The following is a 25,491-nucleotide window of genomic DNA, read 5'->3' on the forward strand; positions in this document are numbered from 1 at the left end:
CCTGAGAATCGTGGAAGATTCAATTTGGATCACGTAATAACAGAAGGGGCCGTTTCCCGGCCCTTTATTTTTTCAGTATAAGAAAAGTATTAGTAAGATGATAAAAAGCGTAAGGATTTTAGCAGCGCTGCTGCTCACGGCAGGCAGCGCAGTATGCCAGCAACGGATTTCGTTCGGCAAACAAACAGCACTGGAAACAGCAGACAAAGGATCGGTGACACAACATGACGGTATCCTGCAAACACAAAATGCCTACGCCGCTTTTGGTGATTCCCTGCTGAAGAATTACCGCTTCAGCTTCCGCGCCAGTACGCCGGATACTGCCCGGGAAGTGCAGATCTGGGCCGGTTTCCGGGCGTATAACCGGAACGACCGTTACATCCTGGCGCTCAGGGGCGGACGGCAGAATAACCTCTACCTCAGCCGCCTTGGCTATATGGGCACCGATGAATTCCTGGCGCTGCGCACGCTGGATTTCCATCCCACGCCCGGCAAATGGTATACCCTGCGGGTAGAAGTATGCGGGCCCCGCATCCGTATATTCCTTAATGATGAATCACTCCCACGTATAGACGTTACCGATAGTAACAGTAATCTTGCGCCATCGGGAAAAATTACCCTGGGCGGAGGCTGGATCAATACCCTTTATGATGACCTGGTGATAAAGCCTTTGCCTGATAATGCCCTGGAAGGCGTGGACCGCAAGGAATATACCGCCGGCGCCACTGCCAAGGAAAAAGAAACACTGCGTAAACAACAGCGCAATGCGTATCATCCTGTTGCGGTAACGGATATCAGCCGACCGCGCACAGAAATATCACTTAACGGCAACTGGCTGTTTATGCCGGTATACCAGCTGGCAGATGAAAGCAAGGCTATCTCCCCGCAGGAAAGCGATGCGCAATGGCATACCATGCACGTGCCCGATTTCTGGAACCCCATACGGATATGGCTACACGGAGAAACGTTTGGCCGGCACCCCAAAGGCGCCTCTGATGCCTACTTCCAGCAGGAAACCGCCAGGTGTGAGGGATATACTTTTGATTATAAAAAGACAAACGCAGCCTGGTACCGGCAATGGATCAACCTGCCGGCGGGCATTGAACAAAAGGAAACCCTTCTTCGCTTTGATGCCGTATCTAAAGTATCTGAAGTATATATCAACGGGAAAGCTGCGGGCAGGCATACCGGTATGTTCGGTGAATTCGTGATCAATGGCAAAGGATTGTTCAAGGCAGGAAAGAACCTGGTTACCGTGAAAGTGATCCGCGATTATGTAACCGGTATCAAAGACGCAGGCAAAGTGGTAGACGTTGCAGTGAGCGTGGAGGTAACCAACAAGATGCTGAAAGACCTTGCCCATGGCTTCTACAACGATGATCCCGCGGGTATCTGGCAACCGGTGTCACTGCTTATTACGGAGCCGCTGGCCATCACAGATGTATTCATTCAGCCCAATCTTACCGGCGCAGGATTTGATGTTACCGTGAAAAACAATACCGTCAAAGAACAGCCTTTCACCATCAATATGAATATCCCGGGTTTATATAAGGGAAAGCGTTTAGCCGGCGCCGTTATTAAACCGGGAGAGGAGCAAACCCTGCATTATGAAATTGACCACCTGCAACCATTGTTATGGTCGCCACAAACACCCAACCTCTACAACTTTACCTTTTCCCTCGAAAGCAACGGCCGCATTACAGACAGTACTACCATCACTTCCGGCTTCCGCACCTTTGAGGCAAAAGAGGGATACCTTTACCTGAACGGCCGCCGTTACTGGCTCCGCGGCGGTAACCAGACACCCTTTGCCCTGGCGCCCAACGATACGCAGCTGGCAGAGCGCTTCTACGACCTGATGAAAGCAGGCAATATGGAAGTGACCCGGACGCATACCTCGCCCTACAATGAAAACTGGCTCGCTGCGGCCGACAGGAAAGGAGTGGGTATCAGCTTTGAAGGCACCTGGCCCTGGCTCATGATCAACAGCTCCATGCCGGATGAACAGCTCATCAGCAAATGGGCCGATGAGTTCATCAGCGTCCTGAAAAAATACCGGAACCATCCTTCTATTTTATTCTGGACGGTAAACAACGAGATGAAGTTCTACGACAACGATCCCGACCCGGTAAGAACACGGCTTAAAATGAAGATCATTTCCGAAGTGGTGAAACGCATGCGGAAAACAGACGGTACCCGCCCCATCTGCTTTGACTCAAATTATAAAAGGAATGAGAAGAAATTCGGGAAAGACTTTTTTAAAGATATTGATGATGGAGACATTGATGATATTCATGCCTATATTAACTGGTACGGCTACTCGATCTTCAAACAGTTCAACGGTGAGTTCCAGCAACGCAATCATAATGAAGGCCGTCCCCTGATCAGCCAGGAAATGTCGTCCGGCTATTCCAATAGCGAAACCGGTCACCCGGTGCGCTTTTACACACAGGTACATCAAACGCCGCAGGAACTGGTAGGCGATCTGGCATATGAATTCAGTGACCCGGCCTGGTTCATGGAATCGCAGGCTTTCATTACCGGTGAACAGGCGGAAGCCTACCGCAGAACCAACGATAAGGCCGCCGGCATCCTGCACTTTGCTTTAATAAGCTGGTTCCGGAATGTATATGATGCCAAAGCAATTGAGCCGTATCCTGCTTACTACGCATTGCAGCGCGCCTTGCAACCGGTACTGGTAAGCGCTGAGTTATGGGGCCGCCACTTTTATGCAGGCACGCAGCTCCCTGCCCGCATCTGTATAGTGAACGACCGCCACGAAGGAACCCCGCTCAGTGCAACGGAATTAACCTGGCAGCTGCAAACCAATGAAGGCGCAGTTATTGCCACGGGAAAGCAATCCATACCGGAGATGCCTTACTATGGGCGCCAATGGGTAACACCCCACATCCTTATCCCCGAAAAACTACCCACAGCAGAGGTGAATGGTAAACTGGTGCTTACCCTGAAGGAACATAACCGTTTACTGTCTTCCAACGAATACAAAATAATACTGGCGGATCAACGTTTTTTTTCACCTGCGCTCACCGCCCCCGTGGTATTATTGGATGGAGCCGGGCAAATGAAGCCTGCCTTCGAAACACTGAAAATTAAATACACTGCTGCCGCTACCGTAAGTGAAGCATTGGCTAAGAAAGCCGTCATATATGTATTTGCCGGCCTGGAGCCAGGGAAGAATATGAGCGCCGCTGAACAGCAACAGCTGCGATCCTTTGTGCAGGCAGGAGGAAAAGTATTGCTGCTGGACGCAGCAAAATCCGCCGCTCAACTGTTCCCGGATTATGTTTCCGGCGTACTGAATTTCCCGGAGGGAGATATCGTGAATATGGATATCCCTGAAGCGCCGGTATTCAAAGGCATCGGCCTCCTGGATCTCCGTTACTTCAATAACAATAAACGGGAACTACCGGCAGTATGCAACGGCGCACTAACGGTAAAGCGCCAACGCGGATTGGACATACTGGCAAAGCATATTAACGTGCACGGCTATATTAAAGGAGAAATGGCTGAGCGCGCCACCTATATGTCCGGCATCCAGGGCGCTACGCTGCTGAAGGCTGGTACAGCCTATCTTTCTACCATGTCGCTGGAAAAGGCCGCTACAGACCCGGTAGCGGGAAGGCTGCTGTATAATATAATAGCTGAACTGGGCAGGTAATGCTGGGGATGTTGTCTGGCTCAGAGTCAGACAACATCCGCATCTTCGCTATTCGGGGGAAATGTATAAGGAGTCTTTGGGATTATATAACATCAAATGTTTTACACCTGCCGGAAATTTTGCCGATGCTTTTTCCATCAGCTTGTTTGCCGCCATTTGGATCTTATTATGATCTGCACCGGCAAGCGACATAACCAGGATACCGATGCCGGGCTGGTTGTTTATACCGGTAAAGTTCCCGTTTGTATAAGGACCAAACTCAATTTTCGCTGCCACGTCTTTTAGCTTCAAAACGGTATCGGCGTTGGTGCGAATAAGCCTGTTTTCAAATGCAGCAAGTTGGTTATGCTCACTTTTGCACTTAATGATGTAACTGGAAGCCGGCTCATTTTTTTTGTACAATATTCCTGTAACAGCTTCCAGTAGTTTAGCCGGAACAGCTGCTGTCAGTTCTTTCAGGGTTAAATTAAAAGTGCTCATGCGATCTGTATTTAACCAGATGCGCATGAGTGAATCTTTAAACCCATTAAGCGTGATCAAATGACTGACACCGGGAATTCCCCGTATTTCAGGAACAATGTGTGTAGCTGCATAACCGGAAAGGAACGCCTGGTCATACTGCCCGCTTTTCTCCGAAAAGATATCAATCGCCATAACTACCGGCTCATTTTGTCGAAGTACGGTGATGCCGGACTGTATTACCTGTGAAGGCAGTTTTCCCGTTACCACAGCAACCACATTTGAAATATTCAATTCGGCCTGGTCCATGTCGGTACCTGGTGTAAAGTAAACGGTAATCACCAATGAGCCATCTCTGCTTGCGGTATAGGCCATGTGATCCATGTTCCCTGCATAGTGAAAGATGGAATCTTTTAAAGGGGAAGCCACCGAGTCCAGTACTGTGATGGTGCTTGCCCCGGGATAAAGCGCCTTTACCTGGATCGATGGCAGGGGCACTGGAGGAAATTGTTGCACCGGTTGTTTAGTAGATGCTGTTCCGCCGCAGCTAAGCAGCATAATGAATATAGCAGGAACAACCGTGACTGCATTTAAAAGGGTTTTAAACATTTTTTGCGATTATATAATGAGGAAAAACAACTTTAAATATTGGGGTACCAGCAAGATAACTTATACTTAAAACGGTTGTTCATGGGCTCTGTTTATATGGAAACGATATAGAAAGCTACGAAAAAACAGGAAAAGATCACCGCGAATTTTGTCTGACGCGGAGGTTGTCTGACTCAGGATTATGATGATTATAATGATTGCCCTGAATTTATTTTTTTAGATTTTATAGATAATGATTCAAAAAAAATAGGGGAGATATAAGCGGACCCGCTTATATCTCCCCAAATCCTTTAAAATCATAATGATCAAATCATGATAATCATTGTAATCATCATAATCCTGAGTCAGACAACCTCCGCGTCAGACAACCTCCGCGCGTAACTACGGTTTAAACTCCAGCCAGTCCAGTGTGAACAGGTGCTGGTTGGGTTGCTGATCTTTGCTGAATACAAAGTAAAGATCGTTTCTGCCGCCGGGATCCTGTACGGGTGCAGTTACTTCTATGAATTTATTCCAGTTGCCGGTTGCCTTGTATGCCAGTTTGCTGATCACCGGTCCGGTAGCGCTGCCGGTATGGATTTCCAGGATCGCGTCTTTATCGAGCGATGAATAACGGTACGTTACTTTATGAATACCTTTCAGGTCGATGTTCCTGAACACAAAGAATGATTTGTTATGGATGGATCCCAGTTGTTCTGCTGAGCGCCCGATGTTTTGAACAGAGTCGGCATCTTCTGCCTGCATACGGAGGGAGCGAAGCAGCAACAGGGCACTGCCGCTAAGCGGGGATGCGTTACCGCCGCCATCTGTATAAGTGGCTGCCAGTACATAATTGCCGTACTTCTCTTTACCCAGGTGATCTTTTAACGCTACTGTGCCGGAAGCAGGCAAACTGCCAGCTGCCTGTTGTGTAGCCAGCGAGAGGATATATTTTACAATTTGCCCTGCATCATCTACAGACAATTGCGGATGTGCCGCCATGGAATGTTCGCCCCAAACGCCGCCACCGCCTTTAATGATCTTGTTGGCAAGATAGGCAGGAGCTTTGGGATCTTTCTCATAGCGTTTGGCCACCTGTGTAAAGGCCGGGCCTACAGAGGCTTTATCCAGCTGGTGACAGGCCTTGCAATCGCTGCCTTCCATCAGCACCTTACCGGGATGCGCCGGTACTGTTGTAATAAGCTGGTGCCCTTGTTCCGTTTTAGATTTGCTGCGCGGAATGTAATGCAGTCCGATGATCAGCTGTTCGTTATTGATGGAAGGATCTTCGTTATCAGTAACTGTTACTGCATAATGCAGTGGGCTGTTATCAAAATAGAAAGTGTTGTTATCGGTAGTAGTGATCTTTACCACCGGCACAGTGTTGCCCACCCGGATGGTAACGGTGTCTGTACTGCTGGCGCCTTCGGGATCCGTTATTTTCAGGATGGCGTGGTACACTCCATTTTTTTCGTAGGTATGTACGGGAGAGGAATCGGTAACAGCAGCAGTGGCATCACCAAAGTTCCATTCGTATTTCAGCGTTTGTCCTTCATCAAAGTCGTAGCTTTTTTTGCTGCTGAAATTTACTTTCATGGGTGCGGTGCCTGCGGTGTCAATAGTTGTGATAGTTGCTACAGGAGCGCGGTTGCCGCCATTGTAGGATATACGTACCAGTCGCGCGTCATCATTGTCAATACCATATACAGAGCCATACTCCAGGATGTAGAGGTCGCCGCCTTTACCGATGGCCATGTCTACCGGGCGTCTGAAATCGCCGTTTGTTTTCATGAAGGGCTCCATCGATTTAAAGTTGTATTGGCTGTCGAGCCGCACGGCATATACCCAGTTACGCATCCAGTCGTAAATGAACAGGGCGTTGTCGTACCATTCGGGTAAGCCGGTAGGGCTAACGGTAGCCTTGTTGTAATGATATACCGGTCCGGCCATGGCGCAACGGCCGCCATTACCCAGTTGCGGGAATACGGAGGAGGAATCGTACGGGTACCAGATCATGGCCTTTTGCGCCGGCGGTAATACTTTCAGACCGGTGTTATGCGGGGAGTTATTTACCGGGGCTTCTGCCTTGAAAGGAGCGCCAATGGTTTTGGTAGCAAAATCATATTGGGGATACACCTTGTTATCGCCTACTACGAATGGCCAGCCGAAGTTGCCCGGCTTTTTGGCCTGGTTGATCTCATCATAGCCGCGTGGTCCCTGCTCGCTGTCCTGTCCTGCATCGGGGCCTACTTCGCCCCAGTACACAATACCGGTGGCCGTGTCTACCGACATGCGGTAGGGGTTGCGGCAGCCCATGGCGTATATTTCAGGGCGTGTGTTGGCAGTGCCTTTGGGGAACAGGTTGCCGGCAGGAACAGTGTAGCTGCCATCCGGCTCGGGATGGATGCGCAGCACTTTTCCGCGCAGGTCGTTGGTATTGCCGGCAGAGCGCTCTGCATCAAAGGTGATACGGCCGGGAATAGTATCTATCGGCGCATAGCCGTTGGATGCAAATGGCACCGTGTTATCGCCGGTGGAAATAAAGAGGTTGCCGTCGCGGTCCCAGTCGAGCGAGCCCCCGGTATGCGCGCTCACTTCCAGTTCCAGGGGAATGGTCAGCAATACTTTCTCGGAAGACAGGATCAGGGAGTCTTTCCCTTCCATGGTAAAGCGTGACACCTGTTGTGCGGCGGGTAACTTATTGGGTGTATAATAAAAGTAGATGTAATGATTTTTTTCAAAACCCGGGTCCAGGGTTATGCCCAGCAGCCCGTTGCCAAATCCTTCCTTGGTATCCGGGAGTACCGGGAATGTATATACGACTTTGGTGGTTTGGGCAGCAGGATCGTAATGATACAATTTACCGCTGCGCTCAATAAAATATACGCTTCCGTTACCGGCAACGGCCAGTTCCATTGGTTCGTTCAGGTCGTTTGAAAGAATGGTTTTGGTAAAACGGTTGTCTTCCGGCGCTTTGGTCGATTTGCTCCCGGCTGGCTGATCACCGCATCCCTGCATTATTAGTGTCGATCCGACAATAATAAGGGCTGGCAATATCTGTGTGCATAACTTAAACTGTCCACTCATGTAATATGATTATAGATTTGATTAGCGGGGCACAAAATAAAAGAATATTGTATTTTTTTTTCTGAAAATGGATGAAAGGAAACAATATCGGATAGGCAGTTCATATTTATATCATCTCCCCAATAGCGAATTTAATATCAGGAAGAAAGGAAGGTTTGGCATTTTTTGCGCTGCTTCCGTATATTTGAGGCCCACATTATTCAGGCTGATAAATTTTAAAGATGGATCTGAACGAATTTAAACAATCCTTACAGGAGGCGTATCCACCCAAAAATATATCGATATATCTTGATTCCCTCTGGTATGAAGGGAAAGGGAACTGGAACAAGGCGCACGACCTGGTAGATGATCTGCCCGGACCGGATGCCGCCAGGGTACATGCTTACCTGCACAGGGTAGAGGGCGACCGTGCAAACGCGGATTACTGGTATCGGCGGGCGGGCACAACCAGGCCCTCCATTACCCAGGAAGAAGAGTGGGAAGTGCTGGTGAGCCAGTTCTTAAAATAGCCGGCAACGGATGTCTGCTGATTGCCAACTTAGGGTGTATAATTTACATTTGTCATTGATTATTAGGCCATAAAAAAGCACTAATTTGTTTATTATTTGTATATTCCACGTGGCGTTAGATCGATAAGTATTAAACAAACAGTTATTTTAGTTTTTTAGCGGAGTATGTGGAAATTTATCCTTTTACTATTTTTATCTGTTCATCTGGTTACAAATGCTGGTTATGCTCAATCCTATGGATTACGCTTTTCTAGTCATGAAGTGGTGCAGGAAAGGAGAACAACGCTGAATTTAACTTCATCAGGCCCCCTGTGTTTCAAAAAGAGCGGCGAAATATCATTCGATTTTAATTTACTCCCCTATAAAGAAACTTATTTCGGTTACGTATTAAGGATCATTGCTGCCAACAACCAGAATATAGACCTGGTATATAACCAGCGGGAACGCAGCTTTAACTTCCTCATCGGGGAAAGCTTTTCCAGGGCATTTGCTATCGACTCTATCGCCCTTTTCGGCGGATGGACGCATATTGCTATTCAATTTGACCCTGAGCATAACGAAGCCTCCATCTCAGTTAACAATAAATTTGTTGCCAAAGGCCCGGCAAAGCTGGGCAACCCTGCATGTACCCGGGTATTCTTTGGTACCAATACCTACGAAGGGTTTCAAACGGTAGACATTCCGCCTATGAACCTCCGTAATATAGTAGTGAAAGAAGGAGGCCATACCAGGTATAACTGGCCTCTTTCTGAAAATGAAGGCAATACGGCTACGGATCTGCAGGAAGGTAAAGCCGCCGTGATCCGTAATGCCAACTGGATAGGGCCCAGGCACCGCAACTGGGGCCTGCTCCGGAGCTGGGAAATCAGCGGTACGCCCAGTGTGGCATTCGACCGGGAAAAGGAAGTGCTCTATATTGTGTCTTCCGATTCTTTATACCAGATCTCTTTTAAAAATGAACAGGAGCAGAGCGTCCGCCTTTCCGAACGGCTGGATAGCCTGATGCCGGGGAACCAGTCGGTGTTCAACCCTTTCTTAAATAAACTTTTCAATTTTTATATCGATCAGAAAAAAGCAGGATCCTATGATTCCGCTGCACGGAAATGGGATATCCGCTATACGCCTGACCTGCTCACCGTTTACTGGCAGGCCAATAAATTTATTTCCCGGTCCGACTCCTCACTTTATATCCTCTGCGGATACGGGCAAATGCAATATAAGAATACCGTGCAGCGCTATCATTTCGGCACGGGGCAATGGGATTCTGTGCCCGCCACCGGGGAAAGACTTACCCCCCGGTACCTGGCTGCCACCGGCGCCACTGAAAACGGCGATACCGCTTATATTCTCGGCGGCTATGGCAGCAACAGCGGCAACCAGGTGGTAAACCCCCGTCACTATTACGACCTGATGGCCTTTTATGTAAAGGATCACTCTTTTCATAAAGTGCTGCAACTGGAAGAACCTCCCGCACAGTTCTGCTTCGCCAACAGCCTGGTCATAGACCCGGTTACCCGGAATTATTACGCCCTCATCTTCCCGGATGATAAATTCAATACTACCCTGCAACTGGTGGAAGGCTCCCTGAAAGCGCCAGGACTAAAGCCCCTGGCCGATGCCATTCCTTATTCTTTTCATGATATCAAGTCGTTCGCCGACCTTTATTACTGCCGCAACAGTAAAAAACTGGTGGCAGTAACCCTCTATACTTCCAAAGACAATAGCACCGCGGTAAAAGTATATACGCTGGAATTCCCGCCTGATGCCGTTTTAGCGGAAAGCGCAGGACTGAAAGGGATCTCCGCATGGTATTTATTGCTGCTGGCTCCTGTGGCCGGTATCATTGTGTTCCTGCTCCGCCGCCGTAAAAAGGCCGCGCCACAACAGGCTGCTGCAACGGCTGCCACCACTCCGGCCACTGCGCCGGTTACCCCTGCCGCGTCATTGCCGCCGCTGCCGGTGGTGATACCCGAAACCACTACCGACGAAACCGCACCGGAAGAGATCATCGCCGAAAAGAAAGGCCATGTCTATTTCTTTGGCCCATTCGAGGTGCTGGACAAGGAAGGGCAGGACATCACCAAATTCTTTACCCCACTCCTAAAGGAATTATTCCTGCTTATTGCGATCAACACCATCCGTTCAGGGAAAGGTATTTCATCGGACCGGCTTTATGCCACCCTCTGGCGCGATAAATCCAGCAAGGAAGCGCAGAACAACCGCTCGGTGAATATGGTGAAGCTGAAAGCCATACTCGATAAACTGGGCGCCTGCGCCTTTGTAAAGGAAGCGGACCGCTGGAGCCTCCAGTATGCCGCAGACGATATTGATATGGACCTGGCCGGGTTCCAGCAACTGCTGCACTCGCCCCGGCCCCTGCAAAAGCAACCCGTCCGCGACCTGCTGAAGATCCTTCACCGTGGCTCTTTCCTCCCTGATGCCAACTATACCTGGCTGGAAGATATCCAGTCCGAAATTTCAGGAGTAGCCCTCGATATTCTCACAGAAGCCGCCAACCAGTTCAATACAGATCCTGAACTGCTGATCGAGATCGCCGACAGCATCTTCCTCTTCGACCCCGTAAACGAAGAAGCGCTCCGCATGAAATGCAGCAGCCTCGTAGCGCTTGGCCGCCACTCACTGGCCAGGGCCGCCTTCAACAAATTCGCAAAGGAATATCTCCACATGTACGGGGAAGAGTTCCCGCAGCCGTTCACGGCCTATTCCGGGGATAAGTGAACGAAGGTTCGCCGTTGGCGAACACGCGGAGTTTGTCTGACTCAGGATTACGCTGATTTTGATGATTTGTTTGATTTTATTTTTTGGAATTTTTGGGAGATGTTGGACATACCAGGGCCTGGGGCTGTGAATAAGCTACAACTAACACAGGTGTAAGGCATACTGTAGGAGTCTTCCTGTTATATCTATATCTCACCGGAAAGTAGGACAAAATTAACCTGTGATTATGCCATATCTATATAGGTATAGGGTATATACGGCGGAACTATGGCGTATATATGGGGGAAATACGGCGGAAACCGGGAGTATCCATACTGTAGCCCGGTAGCATACATACAGAACCCATCCGGAAACCCCAACCACCATCACCAAAGTAATAAAATCAATGAAATCAGCGTAATCAGTGTTCCAAGACAAAATCCGCTGAAAGCAAAAAAAATAAAATCAAACTAATCATCAAAATCAGCGTAATCCTGAGTCAGACAAAATCCCCGGCGATTAATTAAAACTTAATTCATTATTTCTTTTCACCGTTAGTGCATTATTAGTGCTGCCATTAAGGCTGCCCGGATAAATTGCATTGTAATGAATAAGACAAGATTCCACGACTATGGCACTCAGGCCACTTTATTACGAAAAAAAAGAATGCTGGTGATCAGGATCATCAGCATTCTTTTTCCCTTTTTAATAATAGGTGGAGTGGAGGCAGGACTGCGGGTATTCAATTACGGCCACAGCCTTCAACTTTTTATCACGGCTCCGCAACACCCCGGTTATTACCAGCTCAACCCGGCCGCTTCCCTGAAATATTTTTCCAATGCCGATATCGCCACAAAGGGAAATAGCGAGTTGTTTAAGAAAGTAAAGGATTCCGGCACGCTCCGCATCTTTGTACTGGGAGAATCCACCACCATCGGGTATCCCTATTTTCACAACGGCTCCTTTCACCGCTGGCTGCAATTCCGGCTTATGCATACCAACCCGGATAAGCACCTGGAGATCATTAATCTTTCATTAACCGGTGTTAATTCCTATACTGTAGAAGGCTTTGCAAAAGAACTGCTGCCGTATCAACCCGATGCAGTACTTATTTATACCGGCCATAACGAGTATTATGGCTGCCTGGGCACCGGCAGTACAGACAAAATCGCCGGCAGCCCTTTCCTGGTGCACCTGGTGCTGAAGCTGAGGCAGCTGCGTATTACACAGCTCATGGCCGCTGCGCTACACAAACTTTCCCCGCTGAAACCTGCCGGTACGGAAGGCGGGGGCAAAACCCGCATGGAGATGATGGTGGCGGAACAGCAGATCCCTTTTGGATCTGTCATGTATGAAAGAGGTATCACCCAGTTCACTGCCAACATGGACAATACCCTGCGTATGCTGGATGAGGCCAATGTGCCGGTATTTATCAGCAACCTCGTGTCTACCGAAAAAGACCTGTTCCCTTTTGTCAGTATAGCACCCGACAGCGCAAAATACCCTGGCTTTGGTACCGCATACCGGAACGGGGAACAGGCGATAGCCAAAGGCGATTCCACTGCGGCGATGCAATATTTTCTTGCTGCGGAAAACAGCTACAGCGCACATGCCGGCTGTAATTATTACCTGGGGGTATTGTCGTTCCAAAAAGGCGACAGTACTGCTGCCAAAACATACTATGATAAAGCCCGGGATCTCGACGCGCTCCGTTTCCGCGCGCCTTCCAAACTGAATAAGGTGCTGCTCGACCTGTGCAGCAAATATAAAAATGCCCACCTGGTAGATGCCAACGCCGCTTTTGAAGCCGCCAGTCCGGGGCATATCATTGGCAACAACCTGGTCCTGGAACATGTGCATCCTAACCTGGACGGCTATGCGCTGTTATCAGATGTATTTTATACTACCATGAAAAGGCAGGGTCTTTTCAAAGCGCCCAACGACAGTGCCATGAGCTTCGCGCAGTTGCTGAAAGCCATGCCCATCACGGCTGTTGATAGTCTTTCCGGCGCTTATAAAATTGCGAACCTCAAAAGAAGCTGGCCTTTTAAGACTGCTCACGTATACGATACAACGCTGATCTCCACTGAGGAAGAACAGCTGGCCTACAACGTGGCTTTCAGGAAAACCTCCTGGGAAGCAGCATTGCAGCAGCTGTATAACGGCTACAATCAAACCGGTGATTTTGCGCATGCAGCTACCATAGTGGCCGCATTGGTTCAGGAGAATCCTACAGAAGCGGCGTATTATGAAGAAGCCGGCAACTACAATGGTAAACTGAATAACACGGCAGAAGCCATTTTCTATTTTAAAAAGGCATTTGCCCTGTCGCCCGCATTTGATGTGGCCAGAACGCTTTTTGTGCTTTACCTGAAACAGGATAATGCCGGCAAAGCCCTGCCTTACCTGGATTATGCCATAGAGCATAACGACCGTCGATTAAACCTGTTGCCGGTGAAAGACTGCCTGTTGCAGATCCTGGAGCTGCAAACAGTGGCGGCCAGGGAACCGGCAAATGTGACTGTGCTCAACCAGATTGCAGGATTGTATTTCCGCATGGGCAATAAAGACGGCGCTGAGTTATATGTGGAAAAAGTATTGCAGGCATCGCCAGGTAATAAGGATGCACTCAATATACAAAGCCAGTTGAAAAAAGTATAGTTATGGGGAAAGGATCTACACCTATCAGCCGGCAGCAATGCATGGAGTTCGGACAGGTTGCTGCAGCTGCTATGCTGGCGGCATCGCTTTATTACCGCGACTTCCGGCTGGTGATCGCAGCATTGCTGCTATTGCTCATCATATTGCTGGCGCCCCGGCTTTTATATCCGCTGGCGCTGTTGTGGTTTGGACTGGCAAAGGTATTGGGAGAAATAAACGTGCGCATACTGCTTACCCTGGTTTTTATACTGGTGGTAATACCAATGGGCCTGTGGCGGAAATGGAGGGGCAAAGATACTTTGCAGCTGCGGAGGTTTAAAAAAGATGAGGGATCGGTAATGGATATACGAAATCACGTGTATACGAAAGAAGATCTGCAGCATACATTTTAAAACGATCATTATTCACATGCCATGGAATTTTTGCATGAACTGCTCTACTTTTTAAAGACACGGAAAAAGCTCTGGTTGCTGCCGCTGATCATCATGTTGCTGTTGCTGGCATCACTGGTAGCATTAACAAGCGCTTCTGCGCTGGCGCCTTTTATTTATGCCATATTTTAAGCATTGAGAAAAATTATCCTGGGCATATCGGCATTTTATCACGACAGTGCAGCCGCACTGATCATCGACGGGCATATTGTTGCGGCCGCCCAGGAGGAGCGTTTTACCCGTATAAAGCAGGATGCTGCTTTCCCTGCGCAGGCTATTAAATATGTATTGTCGGAGGCCGGCATTTCCTTCGATGAGCTTACAGCAGTGGCATTTTATGATAAGCCTTTGCTGAAGTTTGAGCGGCTGCTGGAAACCTATCATGCTTTTGTGCCGCGGGGCTGGCGTAGTTTTATTACTGCCATGCCGGTGTGGATGAAGGAAAAAGTGTTTATGAAGAAAATGCTGCGGCGGCAGTTCCGCGCATTGGGCGCCACGGTAAAGGTACCGCTGTATTTCCCGGAGCATCATTTGTCGCATGCCGCCAGTGCATTTTATCCTTCTCCTTTTCAGTCGGCCGCCATCCTTACGGTAGACGGCGTAGGGGAGTGGGCCACCACTACTATTTGCCATGGCGCCGGCAGTGATATTAAAATACTGAGGGAGCTGCGTTTCCCGCATTCCCCGGGGCTGTTGTATGCCGCCTTTACTTATTTCCTGGGTTTTAAAATAAACAGCGGCGAATATAAACTCATGGGGCTTTCGCCTTACGGCCTGCCGGATGATCCGCAAACTATTGTGTTCAGGGAAAAGATCATGGCAACGTTGGTGGATATACGAAAGGATGGATCCATCCTGCTGAACATGGATTATTTTGAATTTGCCACGGGGCTGAAAATGACAGCCACGCCTTTGTGGGAGGCGTTGTTCGGGATGTCAAAACGGGAGCCGGAATCGGCCATCACGCAGGATCATATGAACCTGGCGCTGGCCATTCAACAGGTGATGGAGCAGATTGTAGTAGCGCTGGCACGCACAGCAAGGGAAATTACCGGCAGCAGGCAGCTGGTGATGGCAGGCGGCGTAGCGCTGAACTGTGTAGCCAACAATAAGATAAGGGCAGCCGGGATCTTTGAAAATATCTGGATACAGCCTGCTGCCGGTGATGCCGGTGGCGCATTGGGCGCTGCATATGCTGCTTACCACATAGGAATGGAACAGGCGCGTATTTTTTTTACGGGAGATGATGCCATGCAGGGCGCTTTCCTTGGCCCCGCCTATGGCGACGCGGATGTCCGGAAGCTGCTGGCCCGCTATGGAGCGGTGGCCGTGCACGAGCCGGATTTTGAAACGCTCACACACATGGTAAGCGCTCAACTGGCAAATGGAAAAGTAGTGGGCTGGTTCCAGGACCGGATGGAGTTTGGCCCCCGCGCGCTGGGCAACCGCAGCATCCTTGCTGATCCGCGGCAACCGGGTATGCAGCGGCAGCTCAACCTGAAAATAAAATTCCGGGAAAGCTTCCGTCCTTTTGCACCGGCGGTACTGGCAGAAGACGCAGCTCTTTATTTTAATGATGCAGGCGCTTCTCCTTATATGTTATTCACTACTACATTGAAAGAAACACAACAGGGCACTGCTGCTGCAGGGAACAACATGCCGCATACCGGCACCGCCATTGCCGGGCGCCTGCAGCTGCAACGATCCGCCATCCCTGCAGTTACGCATCTCGATTACTCTGCGCGGATACAAACCGTACATGATACGCTTCATCCAAAGCTGCATCAACTTATTAATAGTTTTAAAAAATTAACGGGTTGCAGTGTGCTGATCAATACCTCTTTTAATGTAAGGGGAGAGCCGGTGGTGAACACACCTGAAGATGCATGGCTTGCCTTTATGCGAACGGAAATGGATTACCTGGTAATTGGCCATTATGTTTTTGATCGTCGCCGGCAACCGTCGCTGCCAAAGGAGTTGTTCAGATCATTTGAAATGGATTAATACATCTTTCTAAAAGAAATTTTTTGAAAAATATAACATTAATACCGCTGTTAGTTCATTATTAGCGCTGCTGTTAGGCCGCTGATGCTTACTTGCATTCATTATTTTCTTATCAATCGAAATATCGTTCGCGTTATGAAAAGATTACTATTGCTGATGCTCCTCGCATCGGGCCTGTTACAGGCCTATGCACAAAAGCAGTTGACAAAGGGTAAAGTGCTGGATGAAACCGGCCAACCACTACCCGGCGCCACTGTAAGGGTAAAAGGTACCAACATTTCAAGTCCCACCAATGCACAGGGCGAATTCCAGATTGCCACCGGCGAAACCACTTCCCCGGTACTGGTTATTTCCTATATCGGTTACATCGCACAGGAGGTGGCGGTTACCGGCGACAATCTGACCATTACATTGAAAACAGATGCCAGGTCGCTGAACGACGTGGTGGTAGTGGGTTATGGTACACAGAAAAAAAGCGACGTAACCGGGGCCACCAGCTCGGTGAAGGCGGTTGAAATTGCCAAGCGCCCCCTGGTAAGGGTGGAACAGGCATTGCAGGGTACCACTTCAGGCGTTACCGTTCAAAGCAACAGCGGCCAGCCGGGTAAAGGGATCAGTGTAAGGATCCGCGGCGCCAGCTCCATTACAGGCGGTAATGATCCGCTCTATGTAATTGATGGTTACATTGGAGGCAACCTGGAGTCTATTGCTCCCGGCGACATTGAAAGCATGGAAATCCTGAAAGACGCATCTGCCACCGCTATTTACGGTTCCAGGGGCTCTAACGGCGTAGTAATGGTGACCACTAAAAGTGGTAAATCAGGAAAACCAAGAGTGGATTTCAGTGGCTGGGTGAGCAGAAATTCTTTGCCAAAGAAACTGAGCCTGCTGAATGCCTACCAGTTTGCACAGCAGGTAAACCTGAAAGGAGATGTTACCGGAACAGGTCATCCGTTTTCAGATGCGCAACTGGCGGATCTGAAAAACAACCCGGCTGGCACCGACTGGCAGGATGAATTAACACAAAAGCCATTGGCCCAGAATTACCAGGTAGCCGTATCCGGCGGTTCCGACAATGTGAAATACTACTTCTCCTATAACTATCTTGATCAACCAGGTTTGCTGGTAAATTCCGGCTATAAAAGACATACGCTGAGAGCAAACGTGGATGTGAAACTGAATAGCAAAATGGATCTGAAAGTGAACATCACGGGTCTGTTGCCACAATCGCACAACACCGATTTCTCCGGCGATATCACCGATCCGTTTGCGGAGGCCAGCATGTGGGACCCTACCAGCCCGGTAAAAGATGCGCAGGGTAACTACATTCCAAGATCCAATTTTGCATCCCTGGCTACCAACCCGCTGCAAAATATGATGAGCCGTTCTGTAGATGGAAAAACGTCTAACCTAACTGCTACCGGTGTGTTCACGTATCGTATCATCGATCACCTGACATTTACCTCCAATAACAGTTATGAATTACAGAGCCAGCAAACGCAATCGCTCTTTCCCCCGGGATCAAACGAAGCGTATAACGGTAACGACTATGCCAAAGTGGAAAACTCCCGTTACAGAAGCTGGCAGAACTCCAACTTCCTTACTTATAACAACCGTTTTGGCAAACATGCCCTCACTGTAACAGCCCTCGTGGAACAGGCGTCTAAACTCAATAACAATACTATTGCCCAGGCCAACCAGCTGTCTACCTACAGCCTGGGTTACTGGAATCTTGGATTGGGTAAAACACAATCCACCAGCAGCGGTTACTGGTCGGATGCACTGATCTCCTACATGGGAAGGGTAAACTATGCCTTTAATGATAAATACCTGTTAACCGTATCTGTACGTACAGACGGATCTTCCCACCTGGTTGACAAATACTCCACTTTCCCTGCGGTAGCATTGGGCTGGGCAGTAGATAAGGAAGGTTTTATGGCCAGTTCCAAAGTGATAACAGGACTGAAGCTCCGTGCCAGCTATGGTCAGACAGGTAACCAGGCAGTGCCTGCCTATTCCTCCATTGCGCAGATAGGAACAGCATTGCCTTACTACTTTGACGGCAGCACGCCAAGCGTAAACACGCCACTGGGCACACCGGTGTCTACCTCCCTGCGTTGGGAAAAGAACACTACCTATGATGTGGGAGTGGATATGGAATTATGGCGCGGCCGCTTAACTTTCACGGCAGATGCCTACAATAAAAAAGTTACAGACCTGCTGTATGCTACAGACAATCCTTTCTATTACGGCGGCGGAAGCTTCCAGCGCAATATCGGCAGCGTGAGAAATACCGGTCTTGAGTTCAGCATCGGTGGTATGCCGGTGGTGGGTAAGGACTTTAAATGGACCAGCAATTTCAACATCTCCTTTAACAGGAACGAAGTACTGGACCTCGGCGGCCAGGATAACATCATTGTAAATGGTATCGGCTCCGCACAACAGGGCGTATCTATCATTAAAGTAGGAGAGCCGTTAGGCACTTTCTATGGTTACAGGTACCTGGGCACCTGGAAAAGCGAAGAGAAAGACGAAGCCGCTTTATACGGCAAGAAACCAGGCGATACAAAGTATGCTGACCTGGATGGAGACAAGAAACTTTCCGGCGGCGACCTTACCACTATTGGTAATGGTATGCCTAAATACTACTTCGGCTTTATCAACGATTTCTCTTACAGGAACTGGAGCCTCAACCTGATGTTCCAGGGTACGCATGGCAACCAGATGTTCTCTTTCAGCCAGCCTTATATCATGGGTGGGCTTGGTGATGCGCGTGACGCAACCAGCACTGTTATCCTGGATATGTGGACACCCGAAAAACAAACGGATGTACCTGTATATGGCAACCAGAATGAAATCAAGAGCAGCCGTTATGTATATGATGCCAGCTATATCAAACTGAAAAATATCTCCCTGACTTATGCTGTCCCGGCCAGCCTGCTGAGCAGAATTCATGCACGCAGCCTGGATGTTTATATCAGCGCACAGAATATCTGGACCATCACCAATTTCCCTGGCTATGATCCGGAAGTAACCAATGCCACCAACGCTATTACACAGGGTTTGGAAACAGGTACCGTACCTAACCCCAAAACCTATACGATTGGTGTAAGACTTGGCTTATAACTAAAAAGAAAAGGATCCTGGTTTTCTAAAAATTATTATTATGAACAAAAAATATTTCCTTCCTTTCGCTATTGCAGCCATGATCGGTGTATCATCCTGCGTGAAGCTCACGGAAGATCCAAAAGCAACACTTACGCCGGGTAATTATTTTAATACCCAGAGTGAACTGGATGGCGCAGTTACTTCTGCCTTCAGGGCGCTGGCAGTAGACGGGGCCTGGGGTTTTACCAGCAAACTAACCGCTTACTTCGGTTCTGATGATCTTACCACTCACCCCGCATCCAATAAAGCAGACTCCCGTGAATTTGACCGTCTCCAGGGCACTTCCACCAATTCCAGTCTCCGTGCAGGATGGGAAGGGCCATGGAATACCATTTACCAGGCGAATAACGTGATCGCCAATTTTGAAAAAGTAACCGCTACTACGCCAGACGCCATCCAGGCGCGCGCTTATGCGGGCGGGCAGGCTTATTTCCTGAGAGGTATCTGTTATTTCTACCTGGTAAGAACATTCGGTGCATTGCCCATCATTACCGGTCCGGCAGAAATTACCACCATTCCTGCAAGACAGGAGCCCGCTAAGGTATATGAGCAGATCATCAGCGACCTGAAAGCAGCAGCTTCCATGCTGCCGGACAAATGGCCTGCCGGTGTAAACGTAGGCAGACCCGGTGCCCTCGCCGCCAGGGCTGTACTGGCCAACGTATACCTGACCATGGCCGGCTGGCCGGTTAACCAGGCCTCTAATTACAGCCTGGCTGCAACAGAGGCAAAAGCGGTGATGGATGCCAATAAATTTGACCTGGTGCCCGATTACCTGGATGTATTTAAAACCAATAATAACATTGAATCTGTATTCGGCCTGGAATACAATGTAGGCGGCCAGTTGCCCAACCGTTCCTTTGGCGCTACCTGTATACCGGATGACGAAGGCGGATGGGATGACTTCTTCCCTGAGATCAATTACTTCAAGGATGCACCAGTGTGCAAACGTACCGATGAAACTTTCCATACACAGATCAAGAGTAACAAGTATGGCGTGGTAAGCTGGGATGATCCCAGAACGGCCACCAAACATCCTTACTACAACAAATTCCGTTATGGCGTAGGCGATGGTATCGTTGAAACACCAACCAAGGTAATCAGCTTTAATGCCAGTACCAATAAAACAACCGATGTGGTGCGGTTCGCAGAAACACTGCTCATTTATGCAGAAGCTTCCGCCATGGCTACCAATACCGTTTCTGATGATGCCTATGAAGCATTGAACAGGGTAAGGCGCCGCGCTGGTTTGGGCAATATCGTGAAAGGATTGTCGGCCGCCGCTTTCCGCGATTCGGTAGTAAATGAGCGTAAATATGAGTTTGCCGGTGAATTCGGACAACGCTGGTTCGATATTGTACGCCTGCAGTTATTACCAAAAGTGATTGCCCGCCGCGATCCGAATGAGTTCAAGGATCTTCCCCTGAATCCTGCCGCGGTAGCCAATCCCGGACCCAAGTACATTGCGCCGATACCATTCCGCGATCTGAACCTGAGCCCGGGTTGGACACAAAACCCAAGCTACTGATAAGTACTTTTTGATTTGACCTGTAAATAGTTTAATCATGCCTTGTGCATGATTAAACTATTTCGTTAATTCGTTCCGTAGCAATGAAGAATTCTCCCAGCGCATAAATTTTAGTGAATGAAAAAAACAAACTGGAAGCTGCGCAGCCTCCTGATGCTGACGCCTTTTGTATGCTTAACCGGCCGCACCTGTGCTGCGGTGTATGATACTATCCCCGGAACGAAGCAACCCATAGACCTGGTTGACCCAACCATCGGAAACGTAGGTCAGCTGCTGGAGCCAACCCGGCCTACCGTGCAGTTGCCCAACCAGATGATCCGGTTTACTCCCCAGCGGAAAGACTTTATGGACGACCAGATCTCCGACTTTCCATTGAACATTGTATCGCATCGGCTGGGACAGGTGTTTTCTGTGAAACCCGCTGTTGGCGCCATCTCGCAAAGCGATTGGCAAACCCGGATGCCATACGATCATAACCTGGAAACCAACCGTCCCTGGTATTATTCCACCTGGCTGCTGGATGAAGAAGTAAACGTGGAATTTACCGCCGGTAAAAAAGCAGGTTACTACCGTTTCCGGTTTCCCGCAGGTAAGGAAAAATCTTTGCTGTTCGGCACCTACAACGATGGAGAGGCAGCCTACAGTTTCCTGCCGGGCAATGTGATCACCGGGATGGAAACTTATAATGGTTATGTAAAAGTATATCTCTACGGTGTTTTCAGCGAAGCCGGAAAACCCGGAGTAGTAGAACAGGGGCAATTAAGCAACAATAAGAATATTGCTGGTAAAGCACTAAAAGCATTTATCAGTTTTCCTGCCGCTGCAAAGGAAGTTACTTTTAAATATGCCATCAGCTATATCAGCCCTGAACAGGCAAAGAAAAGTTATGAAGAAGAGATCAGTAAAAAAGATTTTGACGCCGTAGCTGCCAATGGTAAAAAAGCCTGGGCCGATGTGATGAACCAGGTGAAAGTAAAAGGAGGCACCACTGCACAGCAACGTTCTTTCTATACCGCGTTGTACCGTTGCTATGAGAGGGCAGTGGATATCACGGAAGACGGGCAGTATTACAGCGGTTATGATAAGCAGGTGCATAAAGACAAGCGTCCGTTTTATGTGGACGACTGGACATGGGATACCTACCTGGCTTTGCACCCGCTGAGAATGATCCTCAACCCCGCAAAGGAAGAAGACATGTTACAGTCGTTTGTGCATATGTATGAGCAGAGCGGCTGGATGCCTACTTTCCCCGTGCTGTTTGGCGATCATGCCTGTATGAACGGGTTCCACTCTTCCGTGGTAATGCTGGATGCACACCGTAAAGGCCTGAAGAACTTTGATATTGAAAAGGCCTATGAAGGCATGCGCAAAAATGCCACCGAAGCTACTATGCTTCCCTGGCGCAATGGCCCTAAAACAGCGCTCGATGATGTGTATCATAACAAAGGCTATTTCCCCGCACTGCGTCCGGGCGAAAAAGAAACCGAACCGGTGGTGCATTCTTTTGAAAAAAGACAGGCCGTAGCGGTTACTTTAGGTGGCGCTTACGACGATTGGGCAGTAGCAGAACTGGCCGGTGATCTGAATAAGAAAGATGACCAGCGTTTGTTTGCACCAAGGGCAAAGAATTATAAAAATCTCTGGAATGCCGATAAGCAATTCTTCCTGCCCAAAGACGGTAACGGGGAATGGATCGATATCAATGTAAAATATGACGGTGGCCTCGGCGGCCGTGAATATTATGATGAGAACAACGGCTGGACCTATCTCTGGCAGGTGCAGCAGGATATCCCCGGCCTTATTAGCCTGATGGGAGGAAAAGATGCCTTTGAAAAAAGACTGGACCAGCTGTTCCGCGAACCGCTGGATATGTCGCGCTACGCCTTCTGGAGCAAGTTCCCTGATGCCACCGGCCTGGTAGGACAATATTCCATGGGTAATGAGCCCAGCTTCCATATTCCTTATTTATACAACTATACCGGCGCTCCCTGGAAAACGCAGCAGCGCATCCGCTTCCTGCTGGATGCCTGGTTCAAGGATAATATTTTTGGTATTCCCGGTGATGAAGACGGTGGCGGCATGTCGGCCTTCGTAGTGTTTTCCTCCATGGGTTTTTACCCGGTAACGCCAGGTATTCCCGAATACACCATAGGCAGCCCGGTGTTTGAGAATGTAAGCATCGCCTTACCCAATAAAAAACAATTTACCGTAATAGCGCATAACAGCTCCGTGGTAAATAAATATATTCAACAGGCAAAGTTCAATGGCAAACCGCTGAACAAACCCACGTTCACGCATCAGCAGTTAACTGAAGGGGGAACGCTGGAACTGTTCATGGGACCCAAGCCTAATAAAAGCTGGGGAGTGCAGTAATTGCCGGGAAGAAGTTTACTGGTCTGGTGAGCCGGTAACAATGATGAAGACAGAAAAGATCGTCTCTTATATAAGAGGCGATCTTTTTTTATACCCGGAAGAACTGCTGTTGATATCGCTAAGATAAATGAGTGATATTTTACGGCAGCTGGTAAAAAATTCCGGATCTGTAAAATACTTTCCCGATTACGAAAATTTTTTTCCCATATTGATAAATGAGTAATGTTATTTTCAGGTACTTTTGTGTTGTACTCTGAATTAAGATATGGCTAACATTCGTCAATAGCCCGTATTTTAACCCATTTAGCCCTATTGAGCTTTATTTATTTGATTGAAAACGCATTTGAAGCTTCCCTGCCAGTTGTTTTAAAATGATCAGCATTTTCTTCGCGCGTTCATTGTGCGGGAAAAAAGAATATGCATAGCAGGTTACCTGACTATGGGGCTTTGTTATGCCTTTAAGCACCTTTAAATCCTTTTTGAATGAATACGCAAACATTAACCGCTTTGGTTAACACGGATTCAGAGCATATTGCGGGTAGCCTTTCAACAATTAACCCGGCTCCTTTGGCGCCCGCTATCATCACTGTGTCAGCAGAAGAAAGAGCAAAACTGACTAAAACCGGAAAAGCATTGAAAGAGATTTACGGCAACTACGAAAATCCCGCTTTTATCAGCATGCTTCACCTGAATGCATTCAAGATATTACCGGAGCGTATTGCGCGGTTACTGAGCCGGATGGGCGCCGATTTTTCTGCACAACAGTATGGCGCCATTGTGCTCAAAGGTTTGGTAGATGTAGACCAGGAAGAACTGGGGCCTACACCCGCCAGCTGGAGGGAGATGGACCCGGAAAAGCTGGTAGAATACGGGTTTATAAGCGCCCTGCTGCATGGCGTAGTTCCGTCAAAACCCGTTGAATATTTTGCCCAGCGCAGGGGTGGCGGGTTACTGCATGCTATTATCCCGGATAACAACATGGCCTGGTCGCAAACAGGCTCCGGATCAAGAACGGATCTGTTTGTACATACGGAAGACGCGTTCCTTTTTAATGCCGCCGATTTCCTCAGCTTTTTATACCTGAGAAATGAAGAACAGGTGCCTTCCATGCTGTATTCCATACGTTCCCACGGTAAGCCGGGACCTGCCCTGGAATGCCTGTTTGAGCCTATTTATAAATGTCCGAAAGATGCCAATTATGATACCGATGAAGCGCTTGGCGAAGGTGTGCACACATCAGTATTATATGGCAACAGGAACACGCCGTTTATCCGTTTTGATGCGGCGGAGCAAATCTATAATAAAGAGGCCGGGCAACTGCCGGAGGCAATGGAGAACCTGGTAAATTTCTGGAGAGAAGCAAAAACGCTTATCTATAATGATTTTATTCCCGAAGCCGGGGATATGATCTTTGTAAATAACCACCTGTGTGCTCATGGCCGTAACGCTTTCATGGCGGGATACAGGAATGAGAACGGCCGGATGGTGAAATGTGAACGCCGGCTGATGTTACGTATGATGAGCAAAACAAGCCTGATCGGTATCCAGTCAGTAGCCCACCCGGAAAATCCCTACCTGGTAATGGAGGAGCATTACGGGGAAGTGTATGACCCGGCCCAGGTATAATCATTAAAACATTTATGAACAACAGTGACCAGGTAACGCTGTCCCGCATCACGGATGAGGAACAGCAGGGGGAAATTATTTCCCGGATAATACGGAACAGGAGGAGCATATACGCAGACGAATTTGTACCAAAGGAGTTGCCGGTGCACATCCTGCAGGAGATCCTGACCAATGCCATGTGGGCGCCCACGCATAAAATGACGGAACCGTGGCGCTTCATTGTATTGCAGGGATCACAGCTGGAGAAGTTTGGTAATTATATGGCGGCGTACTACCGCAGTTATTACCAGTCTAAAATGCCGGAAGCTGCTTTCGAAACAAAGTATACCTTCCTCCGTAACTATCCGTTGAAAGCCGCCTGTATGATCGCTATCATTCTGGTGCGAAGCAAAACCATATCGCTTCCCGAATGGGAAGAGGTAGCCGCCATATCTTCAGCAGTACATAATATGGCGCTCACCTGCACCGCATTCGGGCTGGGATCTTACTGGAATACATCCGGCGCATCTGTTGATTACGTGACCGGGCTTGGCCTGGCAGACAATGAACGGTCGCTAGGACTGATGATGGTGGGGTATCCTGACGAAAATACCCCGCCATCAAAAAAGAGACGGACACCGGTGGAACAGAAGGTTACCTGGTTCACCTGATAATGACCAA

General features: G+C 48.7%; 14 protein-coding genes. 12 read left to right on the forward strand and 2 right to left on the reverse strand.

Features of this window, described 5'->3' with window-relative positions; translation table 11 throughout:
* Nucleotides 1-97: 97 nt before the first annotated feature.
* Nucleotides 98-3,679, forward strand: a complete 3,582-nt coding sequence (locus tag ABIE50_RS16600; protein ID WP_209857417.1) for a glycoside hydrolase family 2 protein — start codon at nucleotides 98-100, stop codon at nucleotides 3,677-3,679.
* 48 nt (nucleotides 3,680-3,727) lie between these two features.
* Here the strand turns inward: ABIE50_RS16600 and ABIE50_RS16605 are convergent, their stop codons facing one another.
* Both ABIE50_RS16605 and ABIE50_RS16610 read right to left on the reverse strand, forming a co-directional pair.
* Nucleotides 3,728-4,747, reverse strand: coding sequence for an efflux RND transporter permease subunit (locus ABIE50_RS16605; protein WP_209857418.1), 1,020 nt, complete (start codon nucleotides 4,745-4,747; stop codon nucleotides 3,728-3,730).
* Between the two features lie 381 nt (nucleotides 4,748-5,128).
* Nucleotides 5,129-7,813: a PQQ-dependent sugar dehydrogenase gene (locus tag ABIE50_RS16610; RefSeq protein WP_209857420.1), complete on the reverse strand. Its 2,685-nt coding sequence runs from the start codon at nucleotides 7,811-7,813 to the stop codon at nucleotides 5,129-5,131.
* 221 nt (nucleotides 7,814-8,034) lie between these two features.
* Here ABIE50_RS16610 and ABIE50_RS16615 point away from each other — a divergent pair, with 221 nt between their 5' ends.
* From ABIE50_RS16615 to ABIE50_RS16665, 11 genes are all read left to right on the forward strand, one after another.
* A complete protein-coding gene (locus ABIE50_RS16615; RefSeq protein WP_209857423.1) occupies nucleotides 8,035-8,322 on the forward strand; it encodes a hypothetical protein in 288 nt (95 codons plus the stop codon).
* Nucleotides 8,323-8,487: 165 nt separating this feature from the next.
* Complete coding sequence (locus ABIE50_RS16620) at nucleotides 8,488-11,061, forward strand: hypothetical protein (RefSeq protein WP_209857425.1); 2,574 nt, start codon at nucleotides 8,488-8,490, stop codon at nucleotides 11,059-11,061.
* A 585-nt stretch (nucleotides 11,062-11,646) separates the two neighbouring features.
* Nucleotides 11,647-13,701, forward strand: a complete 2,055-nt coding sequence (locus tag ABIE50_RS16625; RefSeq protein WP_209857427.1) for an SGNH/GDSL hydrolase family protein — start codon at nucleotides 11,647-11,649, stop codon at nucleotides 13,699-13,701.
* A 2-nt stretch (nucleotides 13,702-13,703) separates the two neighbouring features.
* Entirely contained in the window at nucleotides 13,704-14,093 is a 390-nt protein-coding gene (locus tag ABIE50_RS16630) for an SxtJ family membrane protein (RefSeq protein ID WP_209857429.1), read from the forward strand.
* A gap of 21 nt (nucleotides 14,094-14,114) precedes the next feature.
* A complete protein-coding gene (locus ABIE50_RS16635) occupies nucleotides 14,115-14,264 on the forward strand; it encodes a DUF5989 family protein (RefSeq protein WP_209857431.1) in 150 nt (49 codons plus the stop codon).
* 3 nt (nucleotides 14,265-14,267) lie between these two features.
* The gene (locus tag ABIE50_RS16640) at nucleotides 14,268-16,136 is read left to right on the forward strand and encodes a carbamoyltransferase family protein (RefSeq protein WP_209857433.1); all 1,869 of its coding nucleotides are present in this window, start codon (nucleotides 14,268-14,270) and stop codon (nucleotides 16,134-16,136) included.
* A 135-nt stretch (nucleotides 16,137-16,271) separates the two neighbouring features.
* Complete coding sequence (locus tag ABIE50_RS16645; protein ID WP_209857435.1) at nucleotides 16,272-19,262, forward strand: SusC/RagA family TonB-linked outer membrane protein; 2,991 nt, start codon at nucleotides 16,272-16,274, stop codon at nucleotides 19,260-19,262.
* 40 nt (nucleotides 19,263-19,302) lie between these two features.
* On the forward strand, nucleotides 19,303-20,832 hold the full coding sequence (locus tag ABIE50_RS16650; RefSeq protein ID WP_142686706.1) for a RagB/SusD family nutrient uptake outer membrane protein: 1,530 nt from the start codon (nucleotides 19,303-19,305) through the stop codon (nucleotides 20,830-20,832).
* A gap of 117 nt (nucleotides 20,833-20,949) precedes the next feature.
* On the forward strand, nucleotides 20,950-23,205 hold the full coding sequence (locus ABIE50_RS16655; protein ID WP_354028047.1) for a GH92 family glycosyl hydrolase: 2,256 nt from the start codon (nucleotides 20,950-20,952) through the stop codon (nucleotides 23,203-23,205).
* 483 nt (nucleotides 23,206-23,688) lie between these two features.
* Nucleotides 23,689-24,831, forward strand: coding sequence for a Fe(II)-2OG oxygenase family protein (locus tag ABIE50_RS16660; protein WP_354028048.1), 1,143 nt, complete (start codon nucleotides 23,689-23,691; stop codon nucleotides 24,829-24,831).
* 14 nt (nucleotides 24,832-24,845) lie between these two features.
* The gene (locus ABIE50_RS16665) at nucleotides 24,846-25,481 is read left to right on the forward strand and encodes a nitroreductase family protein (protein WP_209857437.1); all 636 of its coding nucleotides are present in this window, start codon (nucleotides 24,846-24,848) and stop codon (nucleotides 25,479-25,481) included.
* The last annotated feature ends 10 nt before the right edge of the window (nucleotides 25,482-25,491 follow it).

The organism is Chitinophaga sp. OAE865 (assembly GCF_040546735.1).
In the GTDB taxonomy this organism is placed as follows: domain Bacteria; phylum Bacteroidota; class Bacteroidia; order Chitinophagales; family Chitinophagaceae; genus Chitinophaga; species Chitinophaga polysaccharea_A.